Here is a 22,879-nt window from a genome sequence, read left to right as displayed (position 1 = left end):
GGGGCGTTTCCTCTCTTGCTTGGTGGGAGCGAAGGATCTGCGGGGTGATGGGGTCAGCCGAGGTCGCCGCCGGCCACCGGCAGGACGGTGCCGGTGACGTAGGAGGCCTCGTCGGAGGCGAGAAAAAGGATGGCGGCGGCCTGCTCGGCGGCGGTGCCGTAGCGGTGCATCAGGCTCGACGCCTTGGTCTGGGCCACCACCTCGGCGATCCAGGCGCGTTCCTGGTCGCTCGGCGGGGTCGGGTTGCGGGCGATGCGCCGGGGCGGCGCCTCGGTGCCGCCGGGCGCCACCGCGTTCACCCGGATGCCGTGCTCGGCGTATTCGACCGCCAGGCAGGCGGTGAGCGCGTTCACCCCGCCCTTGGCGGCGGCATAGGGCACGCGGTTGACGCCCCGCGTCGCCACCGACGACACGTTGACGATGCTGCCGCCCCCACCCGCCAGCATGTGCGGCAGCGCCGCCCGGCAGCACCACAGGGTCGGAAAGAGCGAGCGCCGGATCTCGGCCTCGACCTCGTGGGGGGCATACTGCGCGAAGGGCTTGAACCAGATCGAGCCGCCGACATTGTTGATCAGCACGTCGAGCCGGCCGAACCGCTCGGCCGCGGCGTTCATCACGCTCTCGCAGCCCTCGAAGGTCTCGACATCGGCGAGCCGCACCGCGGCCTCGGCGCCGCAATCCCGCGCCTCGGCCGCAATCTCCTCGACGATCTCCGAGCGGTCGGTGAGGAGGAGGGCGGCGCCCTCGCGGGCGAGCCGAAGGGCGACCTCGCGGCCGATCCCCTGCGCGGCGCCGGTCACCACCGCGACCTTGGCCGAGAAGCGCCCGGGTGAGACGAACCCGCTCATGCCCCGCCCCCGATGCCGCTCGCCGCGAACTTTTCGTAGTGGAAGCTCGCCGGGCTCAATCCCCGCTCGGCGAAGGTCTTGCGCACCGCATCCACCATCGCGGGCGGGCCGCAGAGATAGGTGTCGATCGCGCCGCCATGCAGATGCGCGTCGGCGAGGTGCTCGGTGACGTAGCCCCGCTTCGCATGCCGGCTGTCGGGCGAGGCGACGCAGGTCTCGAAGCTGAAGCCCGGGATCCTGCCCGCTGCCTCGTCCAGCGCCTCGGTCTCGACGAGGTCGGCATCGTGCGTCACGCCGTAGACGAGGTGGATCGGCTGGTCGGTGCCGATCTCGGCGACCGTGCCGAGCATCGACAGGAACGGGGCGAGCCCGGTGCCGCCGGCGAGCATCAGCACCGGGCGCCGGATCTCGCGGAGATAAAAGCTGCCCGACGGGCCGGTCAGGTCGAGGGCGGCACCCGCCTCGGCCTGCTCGGCCAGGAACGTGCTCATCAGCCCGCCCGGGATGTTGCGGATCAGGAACTCGGCCTGCCGGCTGCCCGGGACCGAGCTGAACGAGTAGGACCGCGCCTGGCCGCTCCCCGGCACCGCGATGTTGACGTACTGCCCGGGCAGGAAACCGACCGGCTCCTCGGTCTCGACGCTCAGGCCGAAGGTGGTGTCCGACAGCCGCCGCACCGCCGACACCGTGCCCTTGAGGGCGGCGGCCTTGGTCTTGCAGACCTTGGACGAGGCGGCGACGGCCAGCACCAGGTCGGTCTTCGGCCGCATCTGGCAGGCGAGGGCGTAGCCCTGCGCGGCCTCCTCGTCGGAGAGCGCGTCCTCGATGTAGCTGCCCGGATCGAACCGGCCGGATTCGCAATGGACCCGGCAGGTGCCGCAGGCGCCGTCCCGGCAATCGAGCGGGATGTTGATGCCGAGACGGTAGGCGGCGTCGGCCACCGTCTCGCCCGGCCGGCAGGCGATGAAGCGGGTGACGCCGTCCTCGAAATTGAGTGCGACGCTGTGCGATGCGGTGTTCACGGCGCCCTCCCTAGATGTGATACACGTCGATGACGTGATGGATGTAGTCGTTCTTGAGGATCACCTTCTTCTTCTTGATCAGCGGGGTCTCGCCGCTGGTGTCGAGGGTGTAGAACGACGTGCCGAAATGGGTGTCGACGGTCTTGTAGCGGTAGTTGAAGGTGAGCCAGTTGAAGCGAAGCTTGCAGGTCGTCTCGTCCTGCTCGAGGATCTCGACGTTCGAGATGTTGTGCGAGGTGCGCGGCTCCGGCAGGCTGGTGGCGCTGGACCGCTCGGTGCGGATGCGGAAGACCCGGTCCTCCAGGCCGCTGCGGCTGTCGTAGTAGATCAGCGAGACGTCGGTCTGCGGATCGGTGACGAGCTGGTCGTCGTCGTCCCAGGACGGCATCCAGAACTCGACGTCGGGGGCGTAGAGCGCCAGCCAGGCGTCGAAGTCGCGGTCGTCGAGGAAGCGGGCCTCGCGGTAGAGGAATTGCTGCACCTGCTCCAGGGTGAGGGGCATCGGGGGGCTCCGTATGGGCGTGCGGGGGCGCTCGGCGTCCCGGTGGGAGCGGCGCCGCTGGTGTTTCGGTTCGGTCGACGAGTCCGGCTCCCGAACCCTCCCCCCTCTGCGGGGGAGGGTGGTCCCTGCGTCAGCAGGGGCCGGGAGAGGGGCAGCGCAACGCTGATCGAGAGGACGCCCGTCAGAACGGTGCCGACTCATCCGGAAGCGGCGTCCCCTCTCCCGCCCCACTCCGTGGGGCACCCTCCCCCGCAGAGGGGGGAGGGTTCAGGGCTGCGGCTTACGGCAAATGCCGCCGCATCGTGTCCATCCAGTAGCGGTGCTGGATCGCGAACAGGCCCTCGTCCTCGGTCTTGGCGCCGCTCAGCAGCGGCGTCAGCCCGATCGCCTTCGCCCCCTCGTCCGCCCCCTCGATCCAGTGCTGAGCGCCGCGGCAGAGGTCGTTCCACTGCGCCGCGCGGCCGCGATAGCCGATCTGGCAGGCGCGGAATTCTTCCAGGTCGTCCGGGGTGGCCATGCCGCTGGCGTTGAAGAAATCCTCGTACTGGCGGATGCGCCGGGCCCGGGCATCCGGCGCCTCGCCCTTGGGGGCGATGCAGTAGATCGTCACCTCGGTCTTATCGACGGCGATCGGCCGGTAGGTCCGGATCTGCGACGAGAACTGGTCCATCAGGTAGACGTTCGGGTAGAGGCAGAGATTGCGCGAGCGGTTGATCATCCAGTCGGCCATCGCCTGCCCGTGCTGCTCGGCCAGTTCGCCGCGCCGGTCCCAGTTCGGCCGGTCCTCGGGGTTCGCCCAGGTGGTCCAGAGCAGCAGGTGGCCGTGCTCGAACGAGTAGAAGCCGCCGCCTTGCTTCGCCCAGCCGCCGGCATCCATGGCGCGGGTCTTGTCGACGACGTGCGATTCCTTGCGCCGGCTCGTCGTGGCGGCATAGTTCCAGTGCGTCGCGCTGACGTGGTAGCCGTCGGCACCGTTCTCGGTCTGGAGCTTCCAGTTTCCGTCGAAGACGTAGGTCGAGGAGCCGCGCAGCACCTCCAGCCCGTCCGGCGACTGGTCGACGATCATGTCGATGATCCGCGTCGCCTGCCCGAGATGCTCGGTCAGCGGCTTCACGTCGGGGTTGAGGCTGCCGAACAGGAAGCCGCGATAGTTCTCGAAGCGGGCTACCTTGGTCAGGTCGTGCGAGCCGTCGCGGTTGAAGCTCTCGGGATAGCCGGCATTCTCCGGGTCCTTCACCTTCAGGAGCTTGCCGCCGTTGCTGAAGGTCCAGCCATGGAACGGGCAGGTGAAGGTCGCCTTGTTGCCGCGCTTGTGCCGGCACACCATCGCGCCGCGATGGCTGCACGCATTGACGAAGGCCTGCAACTCGCCCTTGCGGCTGCGGGTGATGACCACCGGCTGGCGGCCCATGAAGGTGGTGAAGTAGTCGTTCGGGTTCGGGATCTGGCTCTCATGCGCCAGGTAGATCCAGTTTCCCTCGAAGATGTGCTGCATCTCCAGTTCGAAGATGGTGGGATCGGTGAAGATGTCGCGCCGACACCGGAACACGCCGGTCTCCGGGTTCTCCTCGACCGCGCCCTCGACCACCTGATGCAGATCGTCCAGCATGTGCCTCTCCCTGCCGCGCCGGCTGTTTTCGGGACGAGGGAGATCGTTGCCGGTCCACGCGTCGTGCGGGCCGGATCGGATCTCGCTCTCGTCTTGCGCAGGGTGGCGTGGTCTCCGGGGCTTCTCGTCCCGGGCCCCGCTCGCGCCCTGAGCGTTTCCTCTTTTTCCGGTTCTAAGGAAGCGGCATAACGAGGTCCAAGACCGATTGGGAACAAAACCATTCCTGGCAGGAATGATCGGGCAGGAATGATCGGGCAAGAATGAACGGGGAGGATTGAGTGGAGCTGCGCCACCTGCGCTACTTCGTGGCCGTCGCCCGCGCGCAGAGCTTCACCCGCGCGGCGGAGGCGATGCACGTCGCCCAGCCGGCGCTCAGCAAGCAGGTGCAGCAATTCGAGGAGGAGTTCGGCCTGGAACTGATCGAGCGCGGCTCGCGGCCGGTGCGGCTGACCGAGCCGGGCCGGGTGATCTACGAGCAGGCGCTCCAGATCCTGGAGCGGGTCGACGACCTGCGCGAGACCGGCCGGCGCCTGCGCGTCGCCGAGCGCAACAGTTTTCGCATCGGCTTCGTCGCCTCGACCCTCTACGGCCGGCTGCCCGAGATCCTGCGCGGCTACCGGACGAAGCGGCCGGACGTCGACATGACGCTCCTCGAACTGCTGACGCTGGAGCAGATCGCGGCGCTGAAGGAGGGGCGGATCGATGTCGGCTTCGGCCGGGTCGAGATCGAGGATCCGGCGATCGAGCGCGTCCTCCTGCGCAACGAAAGGCTGATCGTCGCCGTGCCGATGGCCTGGGACGCCGCCCGCCCGTCGGGGCCGCTGCGCTTGCGCGACCTCGCCGACACCGCCCTGATCCTCTACCCGAAGAGCGCACGGCCCAACAACGCCGACCGCATCCTGGCGCTGTTTCGCGAGCACGGCGTCCGCCCGCCCGTGATCCACGAGGTGCGCGAACTCCAGACCGCGCTCGGCCTCGTCGCGGCCGAAGCGGGGGTCTGCGTGGTCCCGGCCTCGATCGAGCGCCTGCGCCGCGACGGCGTCGCCTACAGGCCCCTCGACGAGGAACGGGCCCTGATTCCGGTCATCATGAGCTACCGCAAGAACGATCCCTCGCCGGAGATCGGGCTGATCCTGCAATGCGTGAGGGAGGATTACGAGCGGGAGGGGCTGCGGTTCGGGGTATGACGCCGCGCCGACGGCTTCCGGCGGGGGCTCGCTGGCCTGCCGCCACCCCGACGCGATCCAGCGGAACCCGGCGCATCGGCACGGACGGGCAAGCGTCGGGCGTCCTGTCCCCAGAAAGCTGAGCCCCCCAAGAGTCCAAGAAACAGGAGAGGGAGAGCGTCGTCACTCCCTAAAGTTATAAGCAACGCGTGCAGCCTCGCGTTAGGGGATGGACCGTAGCGTCCGGCCTCATCAGCGAGGGCCGAAGCGTATCAGACCGGACAGTCCGGAGCGTCGGCCCGGAGAAAGACGTGAGTGCGGTCATGCTTTTGCTTAATCAGAGATTGAAGGCGCACATGAACGCGCTCGATGCGTCGCAGGCGATCGTCGAGTTCGACCTCGATGGGACGATCATCACGGCCAATGCCAATTTCCTGGCGGCGGTCGGGTATCGGCTGGAGGAGATCCAGGGACGGCATCACACGATGTTCGTCGATCCCGCCGAGCGCGACGATCCCGCCTATGCCCAGTTCTGGGCGGCTCTGCGCCGGGGCGAGCATCAGGTGGCCGATTACCGGCGCATCGCCCGGGGTGGTCGCGAGATCTGGATGCATGCGAGCTACAACCCGCTCCTGAACCGCGCCGGCAAGCCGTACGGCGTCGTCAAGTTCGCCACCGACATCACGGCCCAGACGCTGCGCAACGCCGATTTCGCGGGCAAGCTGACGGCACTCGACCGCTCGCAGGGGATCATCGAGTTCGATCTCGACGGGACGGTGACCACCGCCAATGCAAATTTCCTCGCGGTCCTCGGCTACGAGGCCGAGGAGGTACGCGGCAAGCATCACGGGATGTTCGTCGAGGCGTCGGAGCGGAACTCGGAGGCCTACCGCGCCTTCTGGGAGGCCCTGCGCCGGGGCGAGCACCAAGTGGCCGAGTTCAAGCGCATCGGGAAGGACGGTCGCGAGGTCTGGATCCGCGCGAGCTACAACCCGGTGCGCGACAACGCCGGGCGGATCGTGAAGATCGTCAAGCTTGCCACCGATATCACGGCGCAGAAGCGGCTCGGCGCCGATCACGAGGGCAAGCTCCGGGCGCTCGACCGCTCGCAAGGGATCATCGAGTTCGATCTCGACGGGACGGTGACCACCGCCAACGCGAATTTCCTCGCGGTCCTCGGCTACGAGGCCGAGGAGGTGCGCGGCAAGCATCACGGGATGTTCGTCGAGGCGTCGGAGCGGAACTCGGAGGCCTACCGCGCCTTCTGGGAGGCGCTGCGACGCGGCGAGTTCCAGCAGGCCGAGTTCAAGCGCATCGGCCGGGGCGGTCGCGAGGTCTGGATCCAGGCGAGCTACAACCCGGTGCGCGACGCCGCCGGACGCGTGACGAAGGTCGTCAAGTTCGCCACCGACATCACGGAGCAGAAGCTGCGCAACGCCGACTTCGAGGGCAAGATGATGGCCCTCGACCGCTCGCAGGGGATCATCGAGTTCAATCTCGACGGGACGGTGATCACCGCCAACGAGAACTTCCTCGCGGTCCTCGGCTACGAGGCCGAGGAGGTGCGCGGCAAGCATCACGGGATGTTCGTCGAGCCGGCCGAGCGGAACTCGGAGGCCTACCGCGCCTTCTGGGAGGCGCTGCGACGCGGCGAGTTCCAGCAGGCCGAGTTCAAGCGCATCGGCCGGGGCGGTCGCGAGGTCTGGATCCAGGCGAGCTACAACCCGGTGCGCGACGCCGCCGGGCGCGTGACGAAGGTCGTCAAGTTCGCCACCGACGTCACGCGGGCGGTCGCCGAGCGGCTGCGCCGGGCCGAACTCCACCGGGCCATCGACAGCGACCTCGACGGTATGGCCTCCTTCATCTCGCAGGCCTCCCAGCAGGCCGTCGGCGCGGCGAGCGCCGCCGAGCAGGCCTCCGGGAACACCCAGAGCGTCGCGGCGGGCTCGGAGGAACTCGCGGCCTCGGTCGGCGAGATCAGCCAGCAGGTCGGCCGGGCCCTCGAGGTGACCGGGCGCGCCGTCGAGCAGGCGAACGCCACCTCGACGGTGGTCGCCGGGCTCGCCGCGGCCGCCCAGCGGATCGGCGCGGTCGTCGAGACGATCGACCGGATCGCCTCGCAGACCAACCTGCTGGCGCTCAACGCCACCATCGAGGCGGCCCGGGCCGGCCAGGCCGGCAAGGGTTTCGCCGTGGTCGCCGCAGAGGTGAAGGAATTGGCGACGCAGACCGCGCGGGCGACCGAAAGCATCGGGCGCCAGATCGCCGAGACGCAAACGGCGGCGAGCGAGGCCGCCTCGGCCATCGCCGGCATCGGGGCCACCGTGGGGCAGGTCAACGAGATCTCCTCGGCGATCTCGGCCGCGATCGAGGAGCAGAGCGTCGTCGCCCAGGAGATGTCGTCGAACATGCAGGCGATGACGCAGGCGGTCTCGGAGATCAGCCGCAACATCGCGCTGATCGCCGACCATACCCGCCGGGTCAATCACTCGGCCCAGCAGATACGCGAGGCGTCCCGCAGCATGGTCGCCTGACCTCGTCCGGGGTCGGGCGGCCGTTCTGCCGGGGGCCGGGGAGGAGGCGTTCCGTCGACGGGCCTCATGCCCGGTCATGCCGGCCGGTCCGTCAGCGCTGCAGGTAGTCCTTGCGCAGCATGCAATGGATGCCCTTGTGCTGATTGACCGTCTGCGTCACCCGCAGGTCGGCGGCGATGCTGCACAGGGCATAGGCCTCGTCGCGGGTGATGCCCACGCGGGCGACCACGAGGTCGATCATCTCGCGCAGCGCCCGCTCGGCGCAGCGGTCGAGGTCGGGATCGAGGCCCATCGTGATCACGTGGGTCGGCGTCTCGGCCCGGGGAGTGCCGAGCCGCAGGTCCGTGCGCAGCACGAACTCGAAGGTGCCCGAGAGCGCCGTCTCGATCGCCGTGACGTTGACCTCGCCGTCGCCCTGCGCGCCGTGGCCGTCGCCGCAGGAGAACAGGGCGCCGTCCACGAAGACCGGCAGGTAGAGCGTGCTGCCGGCGGTGAGTTCCTTGTTGTCGAGGTTGCCGCCGAAGGCCCGCGGGATGATCGAGGTGCAGCGCCCCCAGGCCGGCGGCGGGGCCACCGCCATCACCCCGAAGAACGGCGACAGCAGCAGGTCCAGCCCCCAGGGCATCCGGGCGGTCAGGCGCTCCCGGTCGAGGGGGATGGTCATGTGGTGGAAGTCCGGGAAATCGTCCGGCAGGGTGCCGGCGAGCGGCCGGTGGCGGTTGAAGCCCCAGTCCTGGCGCAGCGCGACGTCGAGGATCCGTACCTCCAGCACGTCGCCGGGCCGGGCACCCTCGATCGCCACCGGGCCGGTCAGTATGTGGCCCGAGGGGATGCCGGTCTCGGCTTCGTGGATCGCCTGGAGTTCCGGGGGAACGTGGAAGCCCGCCGGCGGCAGGGCGTCGGGCCCACCCGACACGGTCTCGATCGTGACCCGCTCGCCGCTGCGGATCGTGAGGACCGGCGGGACGCCCGCGTCGAGGTAACCCCAGCGGCAGGTCTCGGGCGAGGCGGTCAGGCGATGCGTCATGCGGGGCGATTCCGGAATCGGCGGGGAGGGGCGGTGGCCGAGCATTGCCCGTGACGGGGGCCGCGTCGAGGGTTCGCGACGCGGCCCCGTCGGTCAGCGCCCGCCCGCGACACGCGCCACGCCCTCGGCGCAGGCCCGCATCGCCCGCAGCACCGTCCCGGCCGGCAGGGTCTCGAAGCGGTAGCGCGGGAGGCTCACGCTGATGCAACCGAGGACCCGGTGTCCCGCCCCGCACAGGGCCATGCCGTAGCAGCAGATGTCGAGTTCGTTCTCCTGCAGGTCGAGCGAGTGGCCGCGCTCCCGCGTCTCGGCGACCGCGCGGCGCAACGCGTCGCGGTCGGTGAGGCTATGGGGGGTGCGCGCCGGCAGGGCGAGCCGGTCGAGGAGAGCGGACAGCTCGGGCTCGGGCAGGGTCGCGAGCCAGGCCTTGCCGACGGCGCTGGTGTGCAGCGCCACCCGCGTGCCGATGCGGGACGCCATGCGCACGGTGCGGTGGCTCTCGAGCTTGTCGACATAGACCATCTCGCCGAAATCCGGCACCGCGAGGTGCACCGTCTCGTCGAGGTCGTCGCGCAGGCGCGCGAGCGGCTCCCGCGCCGCCTGGCGCAGGAGCGAGCCGTCGAAGGAGCGGAAGGCCAGGCTGACGAGGCGGGGACCGAGCTGCAGGACCCCGTCCTCCTCGGTCACGAGGCCCTCCGCCACCAGGGCGGCGACGATGCGGTGCACCGTCGGCCGCGGCAGCTGCGTGTCGCGGGCGAGCCGCGCGACCGTCGCCGCCTCGGGCGCATCCGCCACCGCCTGCAGCACCCGCATGAACTTGCCGAAGGCGGCGGTGCCCGGGACGTCGGGGCGCAGGGAGGCCCGTGTCGCGGCGGCGTCGTCCGGAGCCATGGGGCGCTGCCTCCTCGTCGAGCGGTCGTTACGTGACGAGGTAGCCGCCATCGACCGGTAGGACCACCCCGGTCACGAAGGCGGCGGCGGGGCTCGCCAAAAAAGTCACCGCCGCCGCGACGTCGGCGGGAATCCCCCAGCGGCCGAGCGGCGTGCGCGACAGGATCGGTCCCGCCCGGGCCGGGTCGTCCTGGAGGGCCTGGGTCAGGGGCGTGGCGATCCAGCCCGGCGCCACGGCGTTCACCCGGATCCCGTCCGGCGCGTACGCGATGGCGAGCGACTTCGTCAGCTGCGCGACGCCGCCCTTGCTGGCGCTGTAGGCCGGCACCAGGCCGCCGCCGAAGAACGACAGCATCGAGGCGGTGTTGACGATGCTGCCGCCGGTCTCGGCGAGCTTCGGACGCGCCGCGGCGCAGACCCGCATCGTGCCGGTGAGGTTCACCGCCAGCACCTCCTCGAACACCTCCGGCCGGTGCTCGTCGCCGCGCCGGATGATGCCGGCACAATTGACCACGATGTCGAGCCGCGCGCAGGATCCGACGAGGGCGGCGACGGCCGCGCTGTCGGTGACGTCGAGCTCGTGCGCGGTGAGCGCGAGGTCGTCGGGAATCGGGCAGGCCGCCGCACCGATGCCGGCCGCGTGCACCCGCGCGCCGAGGCGGGCGAGCGCCTGCGCGATCCCGGCGCCGATGCCCGAGGTCGCCCCGGTGACGAGGGCGGTGCGTCCCGCGAGGAGATCGGGAACGAAGGTGTTTTGGGGTTGGGTCGTGTCGGGCCGGGTCATGCCGCGCGCTCCGTCCGGATCAGGGTCTCGCTGCCCTCGAGCGGCTTGCGCACCAGGACGATGTAGGCCACGGCCGCCAGCACCGCGACCGCGGCGGCGGCCAGCAGCGCGTTGACGTAGGAGCCGGTGCCCTGGACGATGTAGCCGGTGATCACCGGCGCGAAGGACCCGGCGAAGTAGCCGCCGAAGTTCTGGATGCTGCCGAGGGAGGCGACCTGGCGCTTGGGCACCGCGACGCTCACCATCATCCAGGCGGCCCCGCTCGCCATGTTGATGAAGAACATCGCCAGGCAGATGTAGACGACGGCCATCGTCACGCTCGGCGTGTAGGCCGCCGGCACCGTGAAGGCGCCGCCGCCCAGCAACCCGACGCAGACCGGCCACTTGCGGCTGGCCACGATGCCGGCGCCTCGCGCCAGCAGCCGGTCGGCGGCCTGGCCGGCGCACAGCATGCCGAGCGTGCCGAACACGTAGGGGATCGCCACCACCCAGCCGGTGCGGGCGACGCTCAGGCCCCGCTCGTGCTCCAGGTAGGAGGGCAGCCAGGTCAGGTAGAGCCAGACCATGTAGATGACGCCCATGAAGCCGAGGATCATGCCCCAGGTCGTGGCGTGGGCGAACAACCCGCGCCACTCCGCGAAGGTCATGCGCCGGGCCGGCGGCTCGGGGGCCGCGCCCTCGTCGAGATGGGCGACCTCGTCGGGCGTCAGCGCCACCTCGGCGCGGTTGCGGTAGACGAGGACCCAGCCGACCGCGACCACGATGCCGGCGAGTCCGGTGACGACGAACATCCAGCGCCAGCCGAGCCCCAGCATCATCGCGGTGAGGAGCGGTGGGGCGATGCAGGGCCCGATGCAGGACGAGGCGACGAAGATGCCGGTCGGCGTGCCGCGCTCGCGCAGGCTGAACCACTCGCTCACGGTCTTGGCGCCGGCGGGAAATTGCGGCGCCTCGCCCAGGCCCAGGACGGCGCGGGCGAGCACGAATTGCTGGAAATTGGCGACGAAGCCGGAGACGAGCTGCGCCAGGGACCAGAAGAACATGCCCGCGCCCAGCATGATCCGCGAGCCGATCCGGTCGAGCAGCGCGCCGACCGGCAATTGCGAGAACGCGTAGGCCAGCGAGAAGGCCGAGAGCAGCCAGCCCATCTCGGCCGGGGAGAGGGCCATCTCGTCCCGGATCGCCGTGTTGGCGATCGAGAGTGCCGAGCGGTCGACGTAGTTGATGATGCCCGCAACGGTCAGGAACGCGACCGCGACCCACTGGATGTGGCGCAGGCGCGGTGACTTGAGGCGTGATGCAGTGCCGGACGACATCGCGTGCCGGTCCTCCCGTTTCGTGTTCGATATCGGCTTGTTAGATTTTGGCGACGGATTTCGTGCCGAGCCCGTCGGGGCGATCCCGGTTCATGACGAGAGGCTGTGCCTCAGCGGATGAACTGATCGACGTAATCCGCGCCCAGTCCCACCGCCTCGTAATGCGCCCGGCACAGGTCGATCTTGGTGAAGACGTCCTCGTAGCCGGTGTGACGGCCCCAGGGATCGACGTAGTACATGCAGCCGGTGACCTGGAAGTAGGTGATCATCTCCTCCACGCCCTCGTCGACCACGAGGGTGTGGGTCTCGCCCGGCGGCTCGAAGGCGTAGGCGCCCTCGCTCGCGACCCAGTCGTGCTCCAGGTAGCGCCAGCTGCCCTTGAGCACGAAGGCGTGGACCGGACCGGGATGGCGGTGCCGGCTGAGGATGCCGGCCTTGCGGACCTTGAGCAGGTTCATCCAGTAGCCGGCCGAGACGCTCAGGCAGAGCGGCCGGAACCACACGCTCTCGGCCTGCGGGACCCAGATCCGGTCGTCCTCGGGGATCGCCGGCGCCACCACGAGGTCGGGGCGGATTTCTGCCGGCTGCGGCCTCTGGTAGGGCATGCGCCGCAAGGTGGCGGCATCGAGGCCGGCGGCGGGATCGGCGCCCGGTGCGGTCGTGGTCATGTCGTCCTCCCAATGTCCATATTGTGGACGTATTGTCCGTTATGTGGATGCTCGCCGTGGCGTGGTCTTCTGTCAAACCTTGGCCGCTGCATGGCAGCGTTGCAGAATGGAAGCGGCCCGCCGTCGCGTCCGGTTGCTGTGGACCGGCCGCACGCCATCTCGGTTCGAGTGGGACGACGGGATGGTCCGCCACGTGCAGGACGCTCGGCCGTGAGAGACCGGGTGGGACCGATGCCTCATCGCGGGAGGCTCGCGGGTCCTGACTGGGCGACGTGGTCGGCAGGCGCCCAGGCGGCGGTGCGGGGAAGAGAGGAACTGATTCGTGGCACGCAGGCGCGTCCAACCCACGTCCGAGATTCTCGGCCAGATCGTCGCCCGTCTCGGGCTGCCGCCCCGGTCGGTCGATCTCGAGGCGTTGCGGGGCCATCTCGGCCTGCCGGAATTCGGCGGCTACGTCGAGGAGGGGCGGGTCGCGCGGGCCCTGAAGGCGATGAAGGCGAGCCGCGCCTTCGCCGAGACCGGCATCGAGGCGCTGCGCCGGTCGGTGCCGAGCCTCCGGGCCACGGTCTCGAACGGCGATGCCATCGCCTGGCAGGTGCGGATCGCGATCCCGATCCTCGACGACGGCCGCCTGGAACTGCGGATCGATGCCCCGTCGGACCCGGCCGCCACCGCCATCCTGCGCGGCATGGCGCATCGCAACGATCCGACCTGGCGGATCGAGGATCTGCGCGCGGCCGTCGCCCAGGTGCATGCACGGATCACCGGCGCGATGCGCCGGCCGGTGGAGCGCCTGCGCGACCAGATCCGCCTCGACCTGCGCGAGGTCGGGGCCGATGCCTCGACGTATATCGCCCAGCTCGACCGCTCGCTGAGATCGCGTCCGTTCGCGTTCAACGACGACCTCGGCGGGTCGCTGTTCCACACCCTCACCCCCGTGCGCAAGCGCGCCAGGACGGTGGCGCGCCAGGATTCCCGTCTCCGGCAATTGCGGGATCGGGTCGGCTTCGGCGCCTACATCGAAAAATTCACCGCGGCGCGCCGGCTCGGCCGGCGCATCGTGTTCCACATGGGCCCGACCAATTCGGGCAAGACCTACGCCGCCCTCAAGGCGCTGACCGAGGCGACGACCGGCACCTATCTCGCGCCCCTGCGCCTCCTGGCGCTGGAGAATTACGAGGCGCTGCTGGAGCGGGGCCTGCGCGCCGGCATGGTCACCGGCGAGGAGGTCCTGGGCGAGACGAGCCCGACCCACACCGCCCGCACGATCGAGACCGCGGACCTGACGCGCCCCGTCGACGTGGCGGTGATCGACGAGATCCAGATGCTGTCCGATCCGGATCGCGGCTGGGCCTGGACCAACGCGCTGTTCGGCGTCCCGGCCAAGACCGTCATCGTGTGCGGGTCGGACGACGCCCTCGCGTATGTCCGGCGGGCGGCCGAGGCGGCGCGCGAGTCGCTCGAGGTCGTCACCTTCGTCCGCAAGACGCCGCTCGTGCTGCTGGAGCAGCCGGTGCCGCTCGAGAAGGTCGCGCCGGGCGATGCCGTCGTGGCCTTCTCGCGTCGCGCCGTGCACGAGAACCGCGAGGTGCTGGTGGCCGCCGGCCATCGCGTCGCCACCATCTACGGGGCGCTCTCGCCGGAGGTGCGGCGGGCCGAGGCCGCGCGCTTCCGGACCGGCGAGGCGGACGTGCTGGTGACCACCGACGCGATCGGCATGGGCCTGAATCTCGGGCCCCTGCAGCGCGTCGTGTTCTCGGCGGTGCGCAAGTACGACGGCGTCGGCGAGCGCGCCCTGACGAATTCGGAGATCCGGCAGATCGCCGGCCGGGCCGGTCGCTACGGCCATCAGGAGGTCGGCTACGTCGCGGCCTGCGAGGAGACCGGCATCGCGCCTTTGAAGACCGCGCTCGGCGGCGCGCCGACGGCGCCGGCGGCCGATACCCGCTTCTTCGTCCGGCCCGACCTGATCGCGATCCGCTCGGTCGCCGAGGAGATGCAGACCCAGAGCCTGCGCGAGGTGCTGGCGCATTTCGCCCGCGCCACCTTCTACGCGGGCTCGCCGTTCCAGCCCTCCGCCCTGGAGGAGATTCTCGAGGTCGCCCGGCTGGTCGATCGCGCGCGCCTGCCGATCGAGGAGAAATTCGCGTTCTCCGTCTGCCCGATCGACCGGCGCGACGACGTCGCGATGTCGGTGCTGGAGCGCTGGACCCAGGCGCGCGCGGCGGGCCTGGGGGTCCCGGCCCTGCGGGCGAACCTGCGCGGCGAGCTCGACTACCAGGAGCGCACGGTCAAGCTCGCGAGCGCCTATCTCTGGCTGTCGCGCCGCTTCCCCGACACCTTCGACGACGTCGAGGCGATCCGGGCGATGCGCGGCCGGGCCAACGACGCCATCGAGCAGCATCTCCGGGAGACGGCCACCCGCAAGGCCGAGCGCCGCTCGCGCCGGACCGCGCAGGCGCGGTGACGGGTCCCGGGGATCACACGCCGGACCGTCGGCACCCGATGCCGACATGGTCCGGGTGCGGCGATGAAGACGATGCGGGACGCGGCGGTGATCCGCTCCCCTGGAACACGATCCGTCACAGCGAGCTGCCGCCGCAGATCACCAGCTGCTGGCCGCTCACCGCCCCTGCCTCGGGCGACAGGAAGTAGGCGACGGCGGCCGCGACCTCCTCGGGCCGGATGAAACGGCCCAGCGGCGGACGCTTCGGCGCGACGGCGCCCCGCGACGGATCGGTCAGCATCGGCGTCTCTGTCGCCGCCGGCGCGACGACGTTGACGGTGATGCCGCGGGGCATCAGCTCGGCGGCCCAGGACCGGGCGAGGCCGACGAGGGCCGCCTTCGAGGCCGCGTAAGCACTCCGTCCGGCCGCGCCCGCGGCGGTGCGGCTGCCGATGAGGACGACCCGTCCGCCCGCCGCCATGCGGGGCACCAGGAGGTCGGCGAGCCGGGTCGCCGCCTCGACGTGGAGCCGCCACATCGCGGCGCCATCCTCCGGCGCCAGCTCGCCGAGGCGGCCGACCCGGAGCAGGCCGGCCGCATGGACGAGGGCATCGACCCGCAAGCCGCCGATCGCCGGCGCGATCGCGTCGAGGTCGGAGAGGTCGAGGGCGAGGTGGCGGTAGCGCGGATGCGCGGGCCCGCCCGCGCTGCGGCTCACGCCCGTGACCTGCCAGCCTCCGTCGAGGAGCCGCGCCACGATCGCCGCGCCGATTCCCGAGCTCGCCCCCGTGACGAGGGCATGGCGTGCCGTCTCACTCACCGGCCGACACCCAGGCCTCGCTCACCCGCACGTGCTTGATCGCCTGGCGGTGATACGTGAAGGCGACGTGGATCGCCCCGTCCGGCGTCTGGGTCACGGAGGGGTAGGACAATTCCCGGTTCGAGCGGTCGCGGGAATTGTTGGTCATGCAATAGCCGTCGCCGACCTCGATGTCGCGCCGGTGCGGCCAGGTCCGTCCGCCATCGGGCGAGATCGCGAGCGTCAGCGGCGCCCGCGGCGTGCCCCAGAACGCCGTGCGCTTGGCCGGATCGACCGGAGCCGCCGGGGCGGCAGCGGGCGCGGGCTCCTCGTCCTCGATCTCGTCGTAGAGCGAGGCCCGGCGCTCGGTCGCGGCCTCGGCATTGGTCGCGTTGAAGACCAGCGCGACATGGCCGTTGGCGAGTACGGTGGCCTGGATCGACGAGTTGTTGTTCGGCAGTGCCGTCGGCACCGGCGCCGACCAAGTCTCGCCGCCATCGGTCGAGCGGCTCTCGTAGATCGAATCGGCCCAGCGGCTGCGGTAGAGCGCCAGCAGCGTGCCGTCGTGGAGGGCGAGCACGTTCATGTGCACGGCGCCGGTGCTGTCGGGCACCGCCACCTCGCGCCAGGTCTTCCCCTGGTCCGACGAGATCATCACCGCGCTGGTGTCGTCGTCGCCGACCCACTTGGCGCCGGGTACGCTCGGGCAGTGGAAGATCGGCAGGATCCAGGTGCCGTTGCCCAGCACCGCGGGCGGCTGGCGCACGAAGGTGCCGCAGCCCTCCCGCTGCGCGAACAGGGTCTCGATCGGACCCCATGTCACGCCGTGATCGTGCGAGATCCGCCGGCGCACCAGGGCGGTGTCCTGGTTGCCCGAGACCTGCGCGGTCCAGATCAGCCAGAGCGCGCCGGTCGGCGCGTCGAACAGGATCGGGTTCTGCTCCGAGCGGGTGGCATCGTCGGAGAGCTTCTGCGCGTCGGTCCAGGTGTCGCTGCCGGCGGGCAGGCGCGACCCGTAGACCGAGATGTCGGCCATGCCCTCCTGCGTACCGCCGAACCAGACGCAGGCGAGGTCGCCGTTTCGCAGCGGCAGGATGTTGGCGGCGTGGTTCTGCACGCAGGGGGAGGGGATGAAGGCCTCGCGGCGGAGCGGGTCGCCGGCGACCGGCCGGACCTCGCCGGTGCGGTCCATCGGCGTCTGGATGGTGTCGAGCATCGGTGTCTCTCCGGGATCAGGCGGTGGTGGCGGGACGGGCGGGCTCGGGCTCGGCCTGCGCCTTGGCCTGCTCCTTGCCGCCCCAGCGGAAGGCGCGTTCGATGCCCATCACGACGAGCGGCGCGAGGCCGGCGATGTACATGTTGTCGATGCCGTAGGGGTTGCCGAGCGCGTACCACGCCGTGGTGGCGAGCGCCGCGCCGAGGAGCCCCAGCGTCGCGCCGCGGTTCGAGCTGAACCAGGGCAGGTAGAAGCCGACCATCGCGACGATCGAGATCGACAGGCGCAAGGCCCGCGTGAAGAACGACAGCTTCAGGATCTCCGGGATGAAGAACACGAAGACCAGCGGCACCACGGCGATGACGAGCGAGAACACCCGCGTCATGCGCAGCTCCTGGGCCGGCTCCGGCTTCCAGTACGGCACGTAGAAGTCGCGCACGACCAGCGACGCGATGGCGAGCGCCACGGTGCTGACGCTGACGAAGATCGAGGCGACGAGCGAGGTGGTGACGACGCCGGCGAGCAGCGGGTGCATGTTCTTCAGGAAGATCGGCAGCGCGTAGAGGCTGTTCATGCTCGGATAGAGCGTCTTGGCGGCCAAGCCGATCAGCGCCAGGACGAGGCCGAGCGGCAGGCAGAACGCCGCCGCGTAGAGCGCCGAGGCCCGGGCCGCCGAGGCGCTCTTCGTCGAGGAGATCGCCTGGACGATGAACTGGGTCGAGAAGATCGCCCCGACGGTGCCGAAGGTCCAGGCGAAGATGGTGGCGGCGCCGATCTTGCCGTCCCAGGTGAAGTATTCGGGGGGCAGAGCCGCCTGCATCGGGGCGATGCCGCCGGTGGCCGAGAGCGCGGCCCACAGGATGATGCCGATGCCCCCGACCTTGATCGCGCTGTGCAGGATCGTCACCCAGGCGACGCCCTTGAGCCCGCCGAACACGTAGTAGAACGTGCTCACCGCCGCGATGATGCACATCGCGGTCGGGATGTTGACGCGGAGCGCCGTCGAGATCGCGGCGGCGCCGCTGACGTAGTTGCCGACGTTCACCAGGAGCAGCGCGTAGATCATGATGATCGAGACGGTCATCATGGTCGACTTGCCGTATTTCTGCGCGATCGCGGCCGAGATCGTGTACTCGCCCGAATCGTAGATCCGGCGGACGATCAGGAGCCCGAACAGCAGGAAGCCGATCGAGGCGCCGAGCACCGACCAGGCGGCGGCGATGCCGGAATTGAACGCCTCTTGCGCGGTGCCGACGGTCGACTTGGCGCCGACGAATTCCGACATCAGCAGCACGCCGACGACGAGGGCCGGCATCGAGCGCGACGCGGTCATGAACTGGGCGTTGGTGCGGCTGCGCAGCTTCAGGGTCAGCCAGCCGGTGAACAGGATGTAGGCGACCACCATGACCGCGATGGTCAGGCTCTCGCCCTCGGTGAATTCATGCATGGGCGTGTCCTCGGGGTGATACTTCGGGCGATTGATTATTTTATGGTTCGCACCTTTTCCCGGACGACTGGAGCATCAGCGGAAGAAGATCCGGGAACCAGCAGAGAACGTGCCGCGAAGCGGCTCTGTATGATGCGACGTTACGAACAGACAGACGCTTCGCGACTTTTTGCGCTGGGTCCCGGATCTCCTTCCGCTTCGCTTCAGTCGTCCGGGAAAGGGGCCGTAATGGGGATGATAGACCTGACCGGCGTCTCGGCGCGCCGTTTCCGGGCCGCTCTCAGGAGGCCCGGGCCAGCCCCTCGCCCGACCCCAGCAGCGCGCCGCGCTCGGCCTCGGTCAGCGCCATCAGCGGCGGGCGCAGGCGGTGCCAGTCGGCGTCGCCGGTGCGCGCGGCGGTGAGCGCCTTGAGCGAGGCCATCTGGGGAAAGCGCGAGGCGCGTTCGCGGGTGGCGACGACACGGGCTTGCGCCGCCGCGACCTCGGCCGCCTTGGCCGGATCGGCGTGGTGGTCGAAGACGAAGCGCAGGTCGCGGGCGCAGAGATTGGTGGTGGCGGTGATCGCCCCGGCCCCGCCGATCTTCAGGAGCGGCAGCATCAGCGGATCGGCCCCGGCCAGCACCGAGAAGCCCGGGAAGCGCTCGACCAGCGCCGTCATGTGGGCGAGGTCGCCGGACGAATCCTTGATGCCGGTGACGATGCCGGGGAAGCGCTCGCGCAGGGCCGCGATGACGCCGTGGGGGATCGCCACGCCGGACATCTGCGGGATGTGGTAGAGCACCACCCGCAGGCGGTCGTCGCCGACGCCTTCGATGATCCGCGCATAGGCTGCGACCAGCCCGTCCTCGGAGACGCCCTTGTAGTAGAACGGCGGCAGCAGCACGATTGTGGTGACGCCGACCGAGAGCGCGTGGCGGGTGAGCGCCACGGTCTCGGGGATTGCCGCGACGCCGGTGCCGGGCATCAATTGCGCGGGCGCGACGCCGCCGGCAAGCGCGGCCTCCAGCAGGCGCATCCGCTCGTCGGACGAGAACGAATTCGCCTCGCCGGTGGTGCCGAGCAGCGCGACGCCGGTGCAGCCCTCGTCGATCAGGTAGCGGCAATGGGCGGTGAAGGCCGAATAGTTCGGGTTGAGATCGGAATCGAGGGGCGTGAGGGCGGCGCAGAACACGCCGCGCGGGAAGACTTGGTCGGTCATGACGGAGCGCTCCTCAGCCGGCGGCGTGGTAGAGGGCGAGGATCTGCTCTTGGCTGATCTCGCGGGGGTTGTTGTCGAGGAGCCGGCGGATGGCGTGGGCCTCCGCCGCCATGGCGGGCAGATCGCCGGCCGGCACCCCGTGCGCCGACAGGCGCATGGCGATGCCGAGATCGGCGCACCAGCGCGTGGTCGCCTCGACCACCGCCGCCTCGTCGTCGCTCTCCGGCAGGCCGAGCGCGGCCATCACCTGGCGGGTCTTCTCCGGCACCGCGGGCGCGTTGAAGGCGAGCGTGTGCGGGAAGATCACCGCGCAGGCGAGCCCGTGCGGGATGTGGTGGCGGGTGCCGAGCGGGTACGCGACGGCGTGCCCGGCGGTGGTGTTGACCGGCCCGAGGCAGAAGCCGCCATAGAGCGAGGCGAGCGCCAGCCCGGCCCGGGCCTCGCGGTCGCCCCCGTCGCGCACGGCGCGGGGCAGGAAGCGGCCGACGAGGCGGATGCCCTCGAGCGCATAGAGGTCGATCAGCGGATGGGCCTTCCTGCTGGTGAAGGCCTCGACGCAATGCGCCATGGCGTCGACGCCGGTGGCGGCCGTGACCGCGGCCGGCACCGTCATGGTGAGATCGGGGTCGATCACCGCGGCGTCGGCCAGCATGAAGCGGCTCTGCACCGCGAGCTTGTTCTGCGTCGCCGGATCGGTGACCAGCGCCCGGGTGCCGCCCTCGCTGCCGGTGCCGGCGGTGGTCGGGACCTGGATCAGGCCGATGCGGCGGCCCCGCACCTTCTCGGGGCCGACGACCTCGTGCAGGGTCTGACCGCTGCCCGGCAGCACCGCCACGAGCTTGGCCAGATCCATGGCGCTGCCGCCGCCGAAGCCGACGACGAGGTCCGGGTTGATCTCCTCGGCGAGCGCCAGCGCCCGGTCGAGGTTCGGGATGTCGGGCTCGGGCTTGACCTCGCCGAACACCCGCACCTCGCCCGGCAGGTCGAGGAGGTCGACCCGGGCGGCGTTGAAGGCGTCGGCGACGACCAGGATGTTGCGGGCGCCCATCGCGCGGGCGCGGCGGCCGACGGCGGCGACGGTGCCGGAGCCGAAGTCGATGTCGGGGCGGACGATCTCGATGGCGGTAGCGAAGGGATTCACGCGGCGCTCCTCTGGGTGATCACACCGTTGGCGGCGAGGCGCTCGGCGTATTCGATGGCCTCGATCAGGCTGCGCTCGTTGGCGATGCCGCGCCCGGCGATGTCGAAGGCGGTGCCGTGATCGACCGAGGTGCGGATGATCGGCAGGCCGAGCGTGATGTTGACGCCCGACAGGTCGACCCAGCGGCCGGTCTGAGGGTCGACCTCGAAGCCGAGCAGCTTGACCGGGATGTGCCCCTGGTCGTGGTACATCGCGACGACCGCGTCGTACTGGCCGGCCCGGAGCTTGACGAAGACCGTGTCGCCCGGGACCGGGCCGACGATGTCGAGGCCGTCCGCCACCTTGCCGGCGATCACCGGCGCGCTGACGTCGATGTCCTCGCGGCCGAACAGGCCGCCCTCGCCGGCATGCGGGTTGAGCGCCGCGATGGCGATGCGGGGATTCGCGATCCCGATGCCCTTCAGCGCCGCATGGGTGAGGTCGATGACGAGGCGCAGGCGCTCGGGCGTCAGGCGCTTGGGCACGTCCTGGAGCGCGACGTGGGTGGTGACGTGGCTCACCCGCATGTTGCCGTGGGCGAGCATCATCACCGAGCCGCGCATGCCGGTGAGGTCGGCCAGCATCTCGGTATGGCCGGCATAGTGATAGCCGGCGAGGTTCAGCGCCTCCTTGTTGAGCGGCGCCGTCACGATGCCGCCGATCGTGCCGTCGAGGGCGAGATGCACGGCCCGCTCGATCGCCTTGAAGGCGAAGCGGCCGCCATCGGCGCTGAGCCGGCCCGGCTCGATCGGCGCGCCTTCCGCGTCGGCCTGGAGGCAGCACAGCGCCGGCCAGGAACCGTCGCCGGAGACCTCCGGGATCCCGACGCCGAGGCCGAGCGCGCGTTCCGCCCGCTTCAGCGCCGGGTTGCTGCCGATGACGACGAGCTTGAGGTCGCCGGAGGCCAGGCGGTCCTTCAGCTTGTGGGCGGCCTTGACGATGATCTCGGGGCCGATCCCGGCGGGATCGCCCATGGTGATGGCGAGGTGACGGGTCACGCGACGGTCCTTTCCGAGATGAAGTCGTTCTGCCGCAGCAGGTCGCGCCAGATTGCGGGCGTGCCGAACGCCCCGGATTTCGAGATGATGGCGGTGCCGTCCCACAGGCCGCCGCGCATGCGCGAGCGGGGGAGGCCCGGGGCGACCTGGCCGGTGACGACGAGGGCCTCGGTGCGCAGCGCCAGGCACAGGGCCTTCAGGGTCTCGCCTCCGGCGACGATCAGGGTGCCGGGCGGGGGTAAGGCGCCGACGAGGCGCCCGAAGGCGGCGGCGATCCGCTCGGCGGCCTCGTGCCGGGCGAGGCCCGCGGCCAGCGCGAGGCTGACCAGGGCGACCCCGTCGGCCGCCAGCCGGTCGGCGACGAGCCCGGCCGGGGCGGTCTCGTCCAGCACGAGCCGATGCTCGGGGCAATGCGCGAGCTGGCCTTCCGTCTCCGGCCGGTCCGAGCCGAACAGGCCGAGGACCGGGCCGCGAAGGGACGCGTCGGAAGGGGCCGGCGCGTGACGTGCCAATGCCCCGGCGAGGCCGCCGCTGCCGCACCACAGGACCGGCGCGCCCCGGGCGAGGGCGGCGATCCGGTCGAGGTCGTCCTCCGCCGCCGCGTCGTAGACCGCGACGCCCTCGACGAGCCCGTCCGCGACGGTGGCGCGGCGCGCCGGCAGGCCGGCGGCGCGCAGGATCTCGGCGATGTCGCCGGAGACGGGCTCCCAGCCGGTCCCCGTACGGGCGAACTGGCGGCCGTCGCGGGTGACGCGGCCCTGGTAGGGGAAGGCGGGTGCGACGATCACGGGACGCCCGTCGCCGAGACAGGCGGCGAGTTCCGCCGCCCAGGGGCCGCGCAGCAGGCTGTCGACCTTCTTGAACGCGATCCCGGCGCCAGCGAGAATCGGGGCGGATGCCGCAACGATCCGGGCGGCGTCCCGCGCCTCCCGCTCGCGGGTGCCGGTATCGAGGGCGAGGCTACCCTCCGCCGGCAGGCTCCCGCCGATCCACGCGACCTCGACCGGCCCGACGAGGCCGGTGAAGCCGGCGGCGGTGTCGAGGGTGCCGGTGAGATCGTCGGCGATGAGGCGCAGGATCGGCATCGGATTCACGCGCGGCCGGCCGACCGGACGCCGGCGCGACGGCTGCCGGGCTTCATGGACAACATGACAACCGTACAGACCACGCCGGATCGCCGGGCCTGTCGCCGGACGGTCGGGATCGTGCCCCCGTCCCTCGCTCCACC

At 70.7% G+C, this 22,879-nt stretch carries 19 protein-coding genes; 3 read left to right on the top strand and 16 right to left on the bottom strand.

The window, feature by feature from the left end:
- Nucleotides 1-53 precede the first annotated feature (53 nt).
- From miv_RS28795 to benA, 4 genes are all read right to left on the bottom strand, one after another.
- The gene (locus miv_RS28795) at nucleotides 54-848 is read right to left on the bottom strand and encodes a 1,6-dihydroxycyclohexa-2,4-diene-1-carboxylate dehydrogenase (protein ID WP_207180374.1); all 795 of its coding nucleotides are present in this window, start codon (nucleotides 846-848) and stop codon (nucleotides 54-56) included.
- Nucleotides 845-1,870 (bottom strand): benzoate 1,2-dioxygenase electron transfer component BenC, encoded by a 1,026-nt coding sequence (gene benC / locus miv_RS28790; protein WP_207180371.1) that lies wholly within the window; start codon nucleotides 1,868-1,870, stop codon nucleotides 845-847. Before benC ends, miv_RS28795 begins: the two co-directional genes overlap by 4 nt.
- A 10-nt stretch (nucleotides 1,871-1,880) precedes the next feature.
- Nucleotides 1,881-2,372, bottom strand: coding sequence for a benzoate 1,2-dioxygenase small subunit (benB, locus tag miv_RS28785; RefSeq protein WP_207180370.1), 492 nt, complete (start codon nucleotides 2,370-2,372; stop codon nucleotides 1,881-1,883).
- 280 nt (nucleotides 2,373-2,652) lie between these two features.
- The gene (benA, locus tag miv_RS28780) at nucleotides 2,653-3,981 is read right to left on the bottom strand and encodes a benzoate 1,2-dioxygenase large subunit (RefSeq protein WP_207180367.1); all 1,329 of its coding nucleotides are present in this window, start codon (nucleotides 3,979-3,981) and stop codon (nucleotides 2,653-2,655) included.
- Between the two features lie 278 nt (nucleotides 3,982-4,259).
- Here benA and miv_RS28775 point away from each other — a divergent pair, with 278 nt between their 5' ends.
- Nucleotides 4,260-5,168 carry a LysR family transcriptional regulator gene (locus miv_RS28775; protein WP_207180364.1) on the top strand — a complete coding sequence of 303 codons (909 nt, stop codon included), beginning with the start codon at nucleotides 4,260-4,262 and terminating at the stop codon, nucleotides 5,166-5,168.
- A 335-nt stretch (nucleotides 5,169-5,503) separates the two neighbouring features.
- Entirely contained in the window at nucleotides 5,504-7,681 is a 2,178-nt protein-coding gene (locus miv_RS28770; RefSeq protein WP_244748765.1) for a methyl-accepting chemotaxis protein, read from the top strand.
- 91 nt (nucleotides 7,682-7,772) lie between these two features.
- Here miv_RS28770 and miv_RS28765 read toward each other — a convergent pair whose 3' ends face one another.
- The 5 genes from miv_RS28765 to miv_RS28745 form a co-directional block, all read right to left on the bottom strand.
- Nucleotides 7,773-8,708: an acetamidase/formamidase family protein gene (locus tag miv_RS28765; protein WP_207180362.1), complete on the bottom strand. Its 936-nt coding sequence runs from the start codon at nucleotides 8,706-8,708 to the stop codon at nucleotides 7,773-7,775.
- Between the two features lie 93 nt (nucleotides 8,709-8,801).
- Nucleotides 8,802-9,599 (bottom strand): IclR family transcriptional regulator, encoded by a 798-nt coding sequence (locus miv_RS28760; RefSeq protein WP_207180360.1) that lies wholly within the window; start codon nucleotides 9,597-9,599, stop codon nucleotides 8,802-8,804.
- 28 nt (nucleotides 9,600-9,627) lie between these two features.
- A complete protein-coding gene (locus tag miv_RS28755; RefSeq protein ID WP_207180358.1) occupies nucleotides 9,628-10,383 on the bottom strand; it encodes an SDR family NAD(P)-dependent oxidoreductase in 756 nt (251 codons plus the stop codon).
- Nucleotides 10,380-11,699, bottom strand: a complete 1,320-nt coding sequence (locus miv_RS28750; protein WP_207180356.1) for an MFS transporter — start codon at nucleotides 11,697-11,699, stop codon at nucleotides 10,380-10,382. The genes miv_RS28755 and miv_RS28750 overlap by 4 nt, the downstream gene beginning before the upstream one ends.
- Nucleotides 11,700-11,809: 110 nt before the next feature.
- Nucleotides 11,810-12,367: a 2,4'-dihydroxyacetophenone dioxygenase family protein gene (locus miv_RS28745; protein ID WP_048428169.1), complete on the bottom strand. Its 558-nt coding sequence runs from the start codon at nucleotides 12,365-12,367 to the stop codon at nucleotides 11,810-11,812.
- Between the two features lie 322 nt (nucleotides 12,368-12,689).
- On the opposite strand from miv_RS28745, the gene miv_RS28740 reads away from it, so the two are divergent.
- Complete coding sequence (locus tag miv_RS28740) at nucleotides 12,690-14,834, top strand: helicase-related protein (RefSeq protein ID WP_207180354.1); 2,145 nt, start codon at nucleotides 12,690-12,692, stop codon at nucleotides 14,832-14,834.
- 115 nt (nucleotides 14,835-14,949) lie between these two features.
- On the opposite strand, the gene miv_RS28735 is transcribed toward miv_RS28740, so the two are convergent.
- The 7 genes from miv_RS28735 to miv_RS28705 form a co-directional block, all read right to left on the bottom strand.
- On the bottom strand, nucleotides 14,950-15,633 hold the full coding sequence (locus miv_RS28735; RefSeq protein WP_207180352.1) for an SDR family NAD(P)-dependent oxidoreductase: 684 nt from the start codon (nucleotides 15,631-15,633) through the stop codon (nucleotides 14,950-14,952).
- Nucleotides 15,626-16,828, bottom strand: coding sequence for a sialidase family protein (locus tag miv_RS28730; protein WP_207180350.1), 1,203 nt, complete (start codon nucleotides 16,826-16,828; stop codon nucleotides 15,626-15,628). The genes miv_RS28735 and miv_RS28730 overlap by 8 nt, the downstream gene beginning before the upstream one ends.
- Nucleotides 16,829-16,844: 16 nt before the next feature.
- Nucleotides 16,845-18,275, bottom strand: a complete 1,431-nt coding sequence (locus tag miv_RS28725) for a sodium:solute symporter family protein (protein ID WP_207180348.1) — start codon at nucleotides 18,273-18,275, stop codon at nucleotides 16,845-16,847.
- Between the two features lie 280 nt (nucleotides 18,276-18,555).
- On the bottom strand, nucleotides 18,556-19,473 hold the full coding sequence (locus tag miv_RS28720) for a dihydrodipicolinate synthase family protein (protein WP_207180346.1): 918 nt from the start codon (nucleotides 19,471-19,473) through the stop codon (nucleotides 18,556-18,558).
- Between the two features lie 13 nt (nucleotides 19,474-19,486).
- The gene (locus miv_RS28715; protein WP_207180344.1) at nucleotides 19,487-20,614 is read right to left on the bottom strand and encodes an iron-containing alcohol dehydrogenase; all 1,128 of its coding nucleotides are present in this window, start codon (nucleotides 20,612-20,614) and stop codon (nucleotides 19,487-19,489) included.
- Entirely contained in the window at nucleotides 20,611-21,651 is a 1,041-nt protein-coding gene (gene pdxA / locus miv_RS28710) for a 4-hydroxythreonine-4-phosphate dehydrogenase PdxA (RefSeq protein ID WP_207180343.1), read from the bottom strand. Before pdxA ends, miv_RS28715 begins: the two co-directional genes overlap by 4 nt.
- Nucleotides 21,648-22,736, bottom strand: a complete 1,089-nt coding sequence (locus miv_RS28705) for a four-carbon acid sugar kinase family protein (RefSeq protein WP_207180342.1) — start codon at nucleotides 22,734-22,736, stop codon at nucleotides 21,648-21,650. The genes pdxA and miv_RS28705 overlap by 4 nt, the downstream gene beginning before the upstream one ends.
- Nucleotides 22,737-22,879: the final 143 nt, after the last annotated feature.

It is taken from the genome of Methylobacterium indicum, from assembly GCF_017347565.1.
In the GTDB taxonomy this organism is placed as follows: Bacteria; Pseudomonadota; Alphaproteobacteria; order Rhizobiales; family Beijerinckiaceae; genus Methylobacterium; species Methylobacterium indicum.
The sequence above is the reverse complement of the archived record's forward strand: the minus strand, read 5'-3'. Positions and strand labels throughout refer to the sequence as shown.

What these genes read in the sequence shown, in the direction of transcription:
- miv_RS28720 (WP_207180346.1), bottom strand. Translation starts at nt 19,473, where the DNA reads ATGACCGACCAAGTCTTCCCGCGCGGCGTGTTCTGCGCCGCCCTCACG.
- miv_RS28755 (WP_207180358.1), bottom strand. Translation starts at nt 10,383, where the DNA reads ATGACCCGGCCCGACACGACCCAACCCCAAAACACCTTCGTTCCCGAT.
- miv_RS28750 (WP_207180356.1), bottom strand. Translation starts at nt 11,699, where the DNA reads ATGTCGTCCGGCACTGCATCACGCCTCAAGTCACCGCGCCTGCGCCAC.
- benA (WP_207180367.1), bottom strand. Translation starts at nt 3,981, where the DNA reads ATGCTGGACGATCTGCATCAGGTGGTCGAGGGCGCGGTCGAGGAGAAC.
- miv_RS28730 (WP_207180350.1), bottom strand. Translation starts at nt 16,828, where the DNA reads ATGCTCGACACCATCCAGACGCCGATGGACCGCACCGGCGAGGTCCGG.
- miv_RS28705 (WP_207180342.1), bottom strand. Translation starts at nt 22,736, where the DNA reads ATGCCGATCCTGCGCCTCATCGCCGACGATCTCACCGGCACCCTCGAC.
- miv_RS28795 (WP_207180374.1), bottom strand. Translation starts at nt 848, where the DNA reads ATGAGCGGGTTCGTCTCACCCGGGCGCTTCTCGGCCAAGGTCGCGGTG.
- miv_RS28765 (WP_207180362.1), bottom strand. Translation starts at nt 8,708, where the DNA reads ATGACGCATCGCCTGACCGCCTCGCCCGAGACCTGCCGCTGGGGTTAC.
- benB (WP_207180370.1), bottom strand. Translation starts at nt 2,372, where the DNA reads ATGCCCCTCACCCTGGAGCAGGTGCAGCAATTCCTCTACCGCGAGGCC.
- miv_RS28770 (WP_244748765.1), top strand. Translation starts at nt 5,504, where the DNA reads ATGAACGCGCTCGATGCGTCGCAGGCGATCGTCGAGTTCGACCTCGAT.
- miv_RS28745 (WP_048428169.1), bottom strand. Translation starts at nt 12,367, where the DNA reads ATGACCACGACCGCACCGGGCGCCGATCCCGCCGCCGGCCTCGATGCC.
- miv_RS28725 (WP_207180348.1), bottom strand. Translation starts at nt 18,275, where the DNA reads ATGCATGAATTCACCGAGGGCGAGAGCCTGACCATCGCGGTCATGGTG.
- miv_RS28760 (WP_207180360.1), bottom strand. Translation starts at nt 9,599, where the DNA reads ATGGCTCCGGACGACGCCGCCGCGACACGGGCCTCCCTGCGCCCCGAC.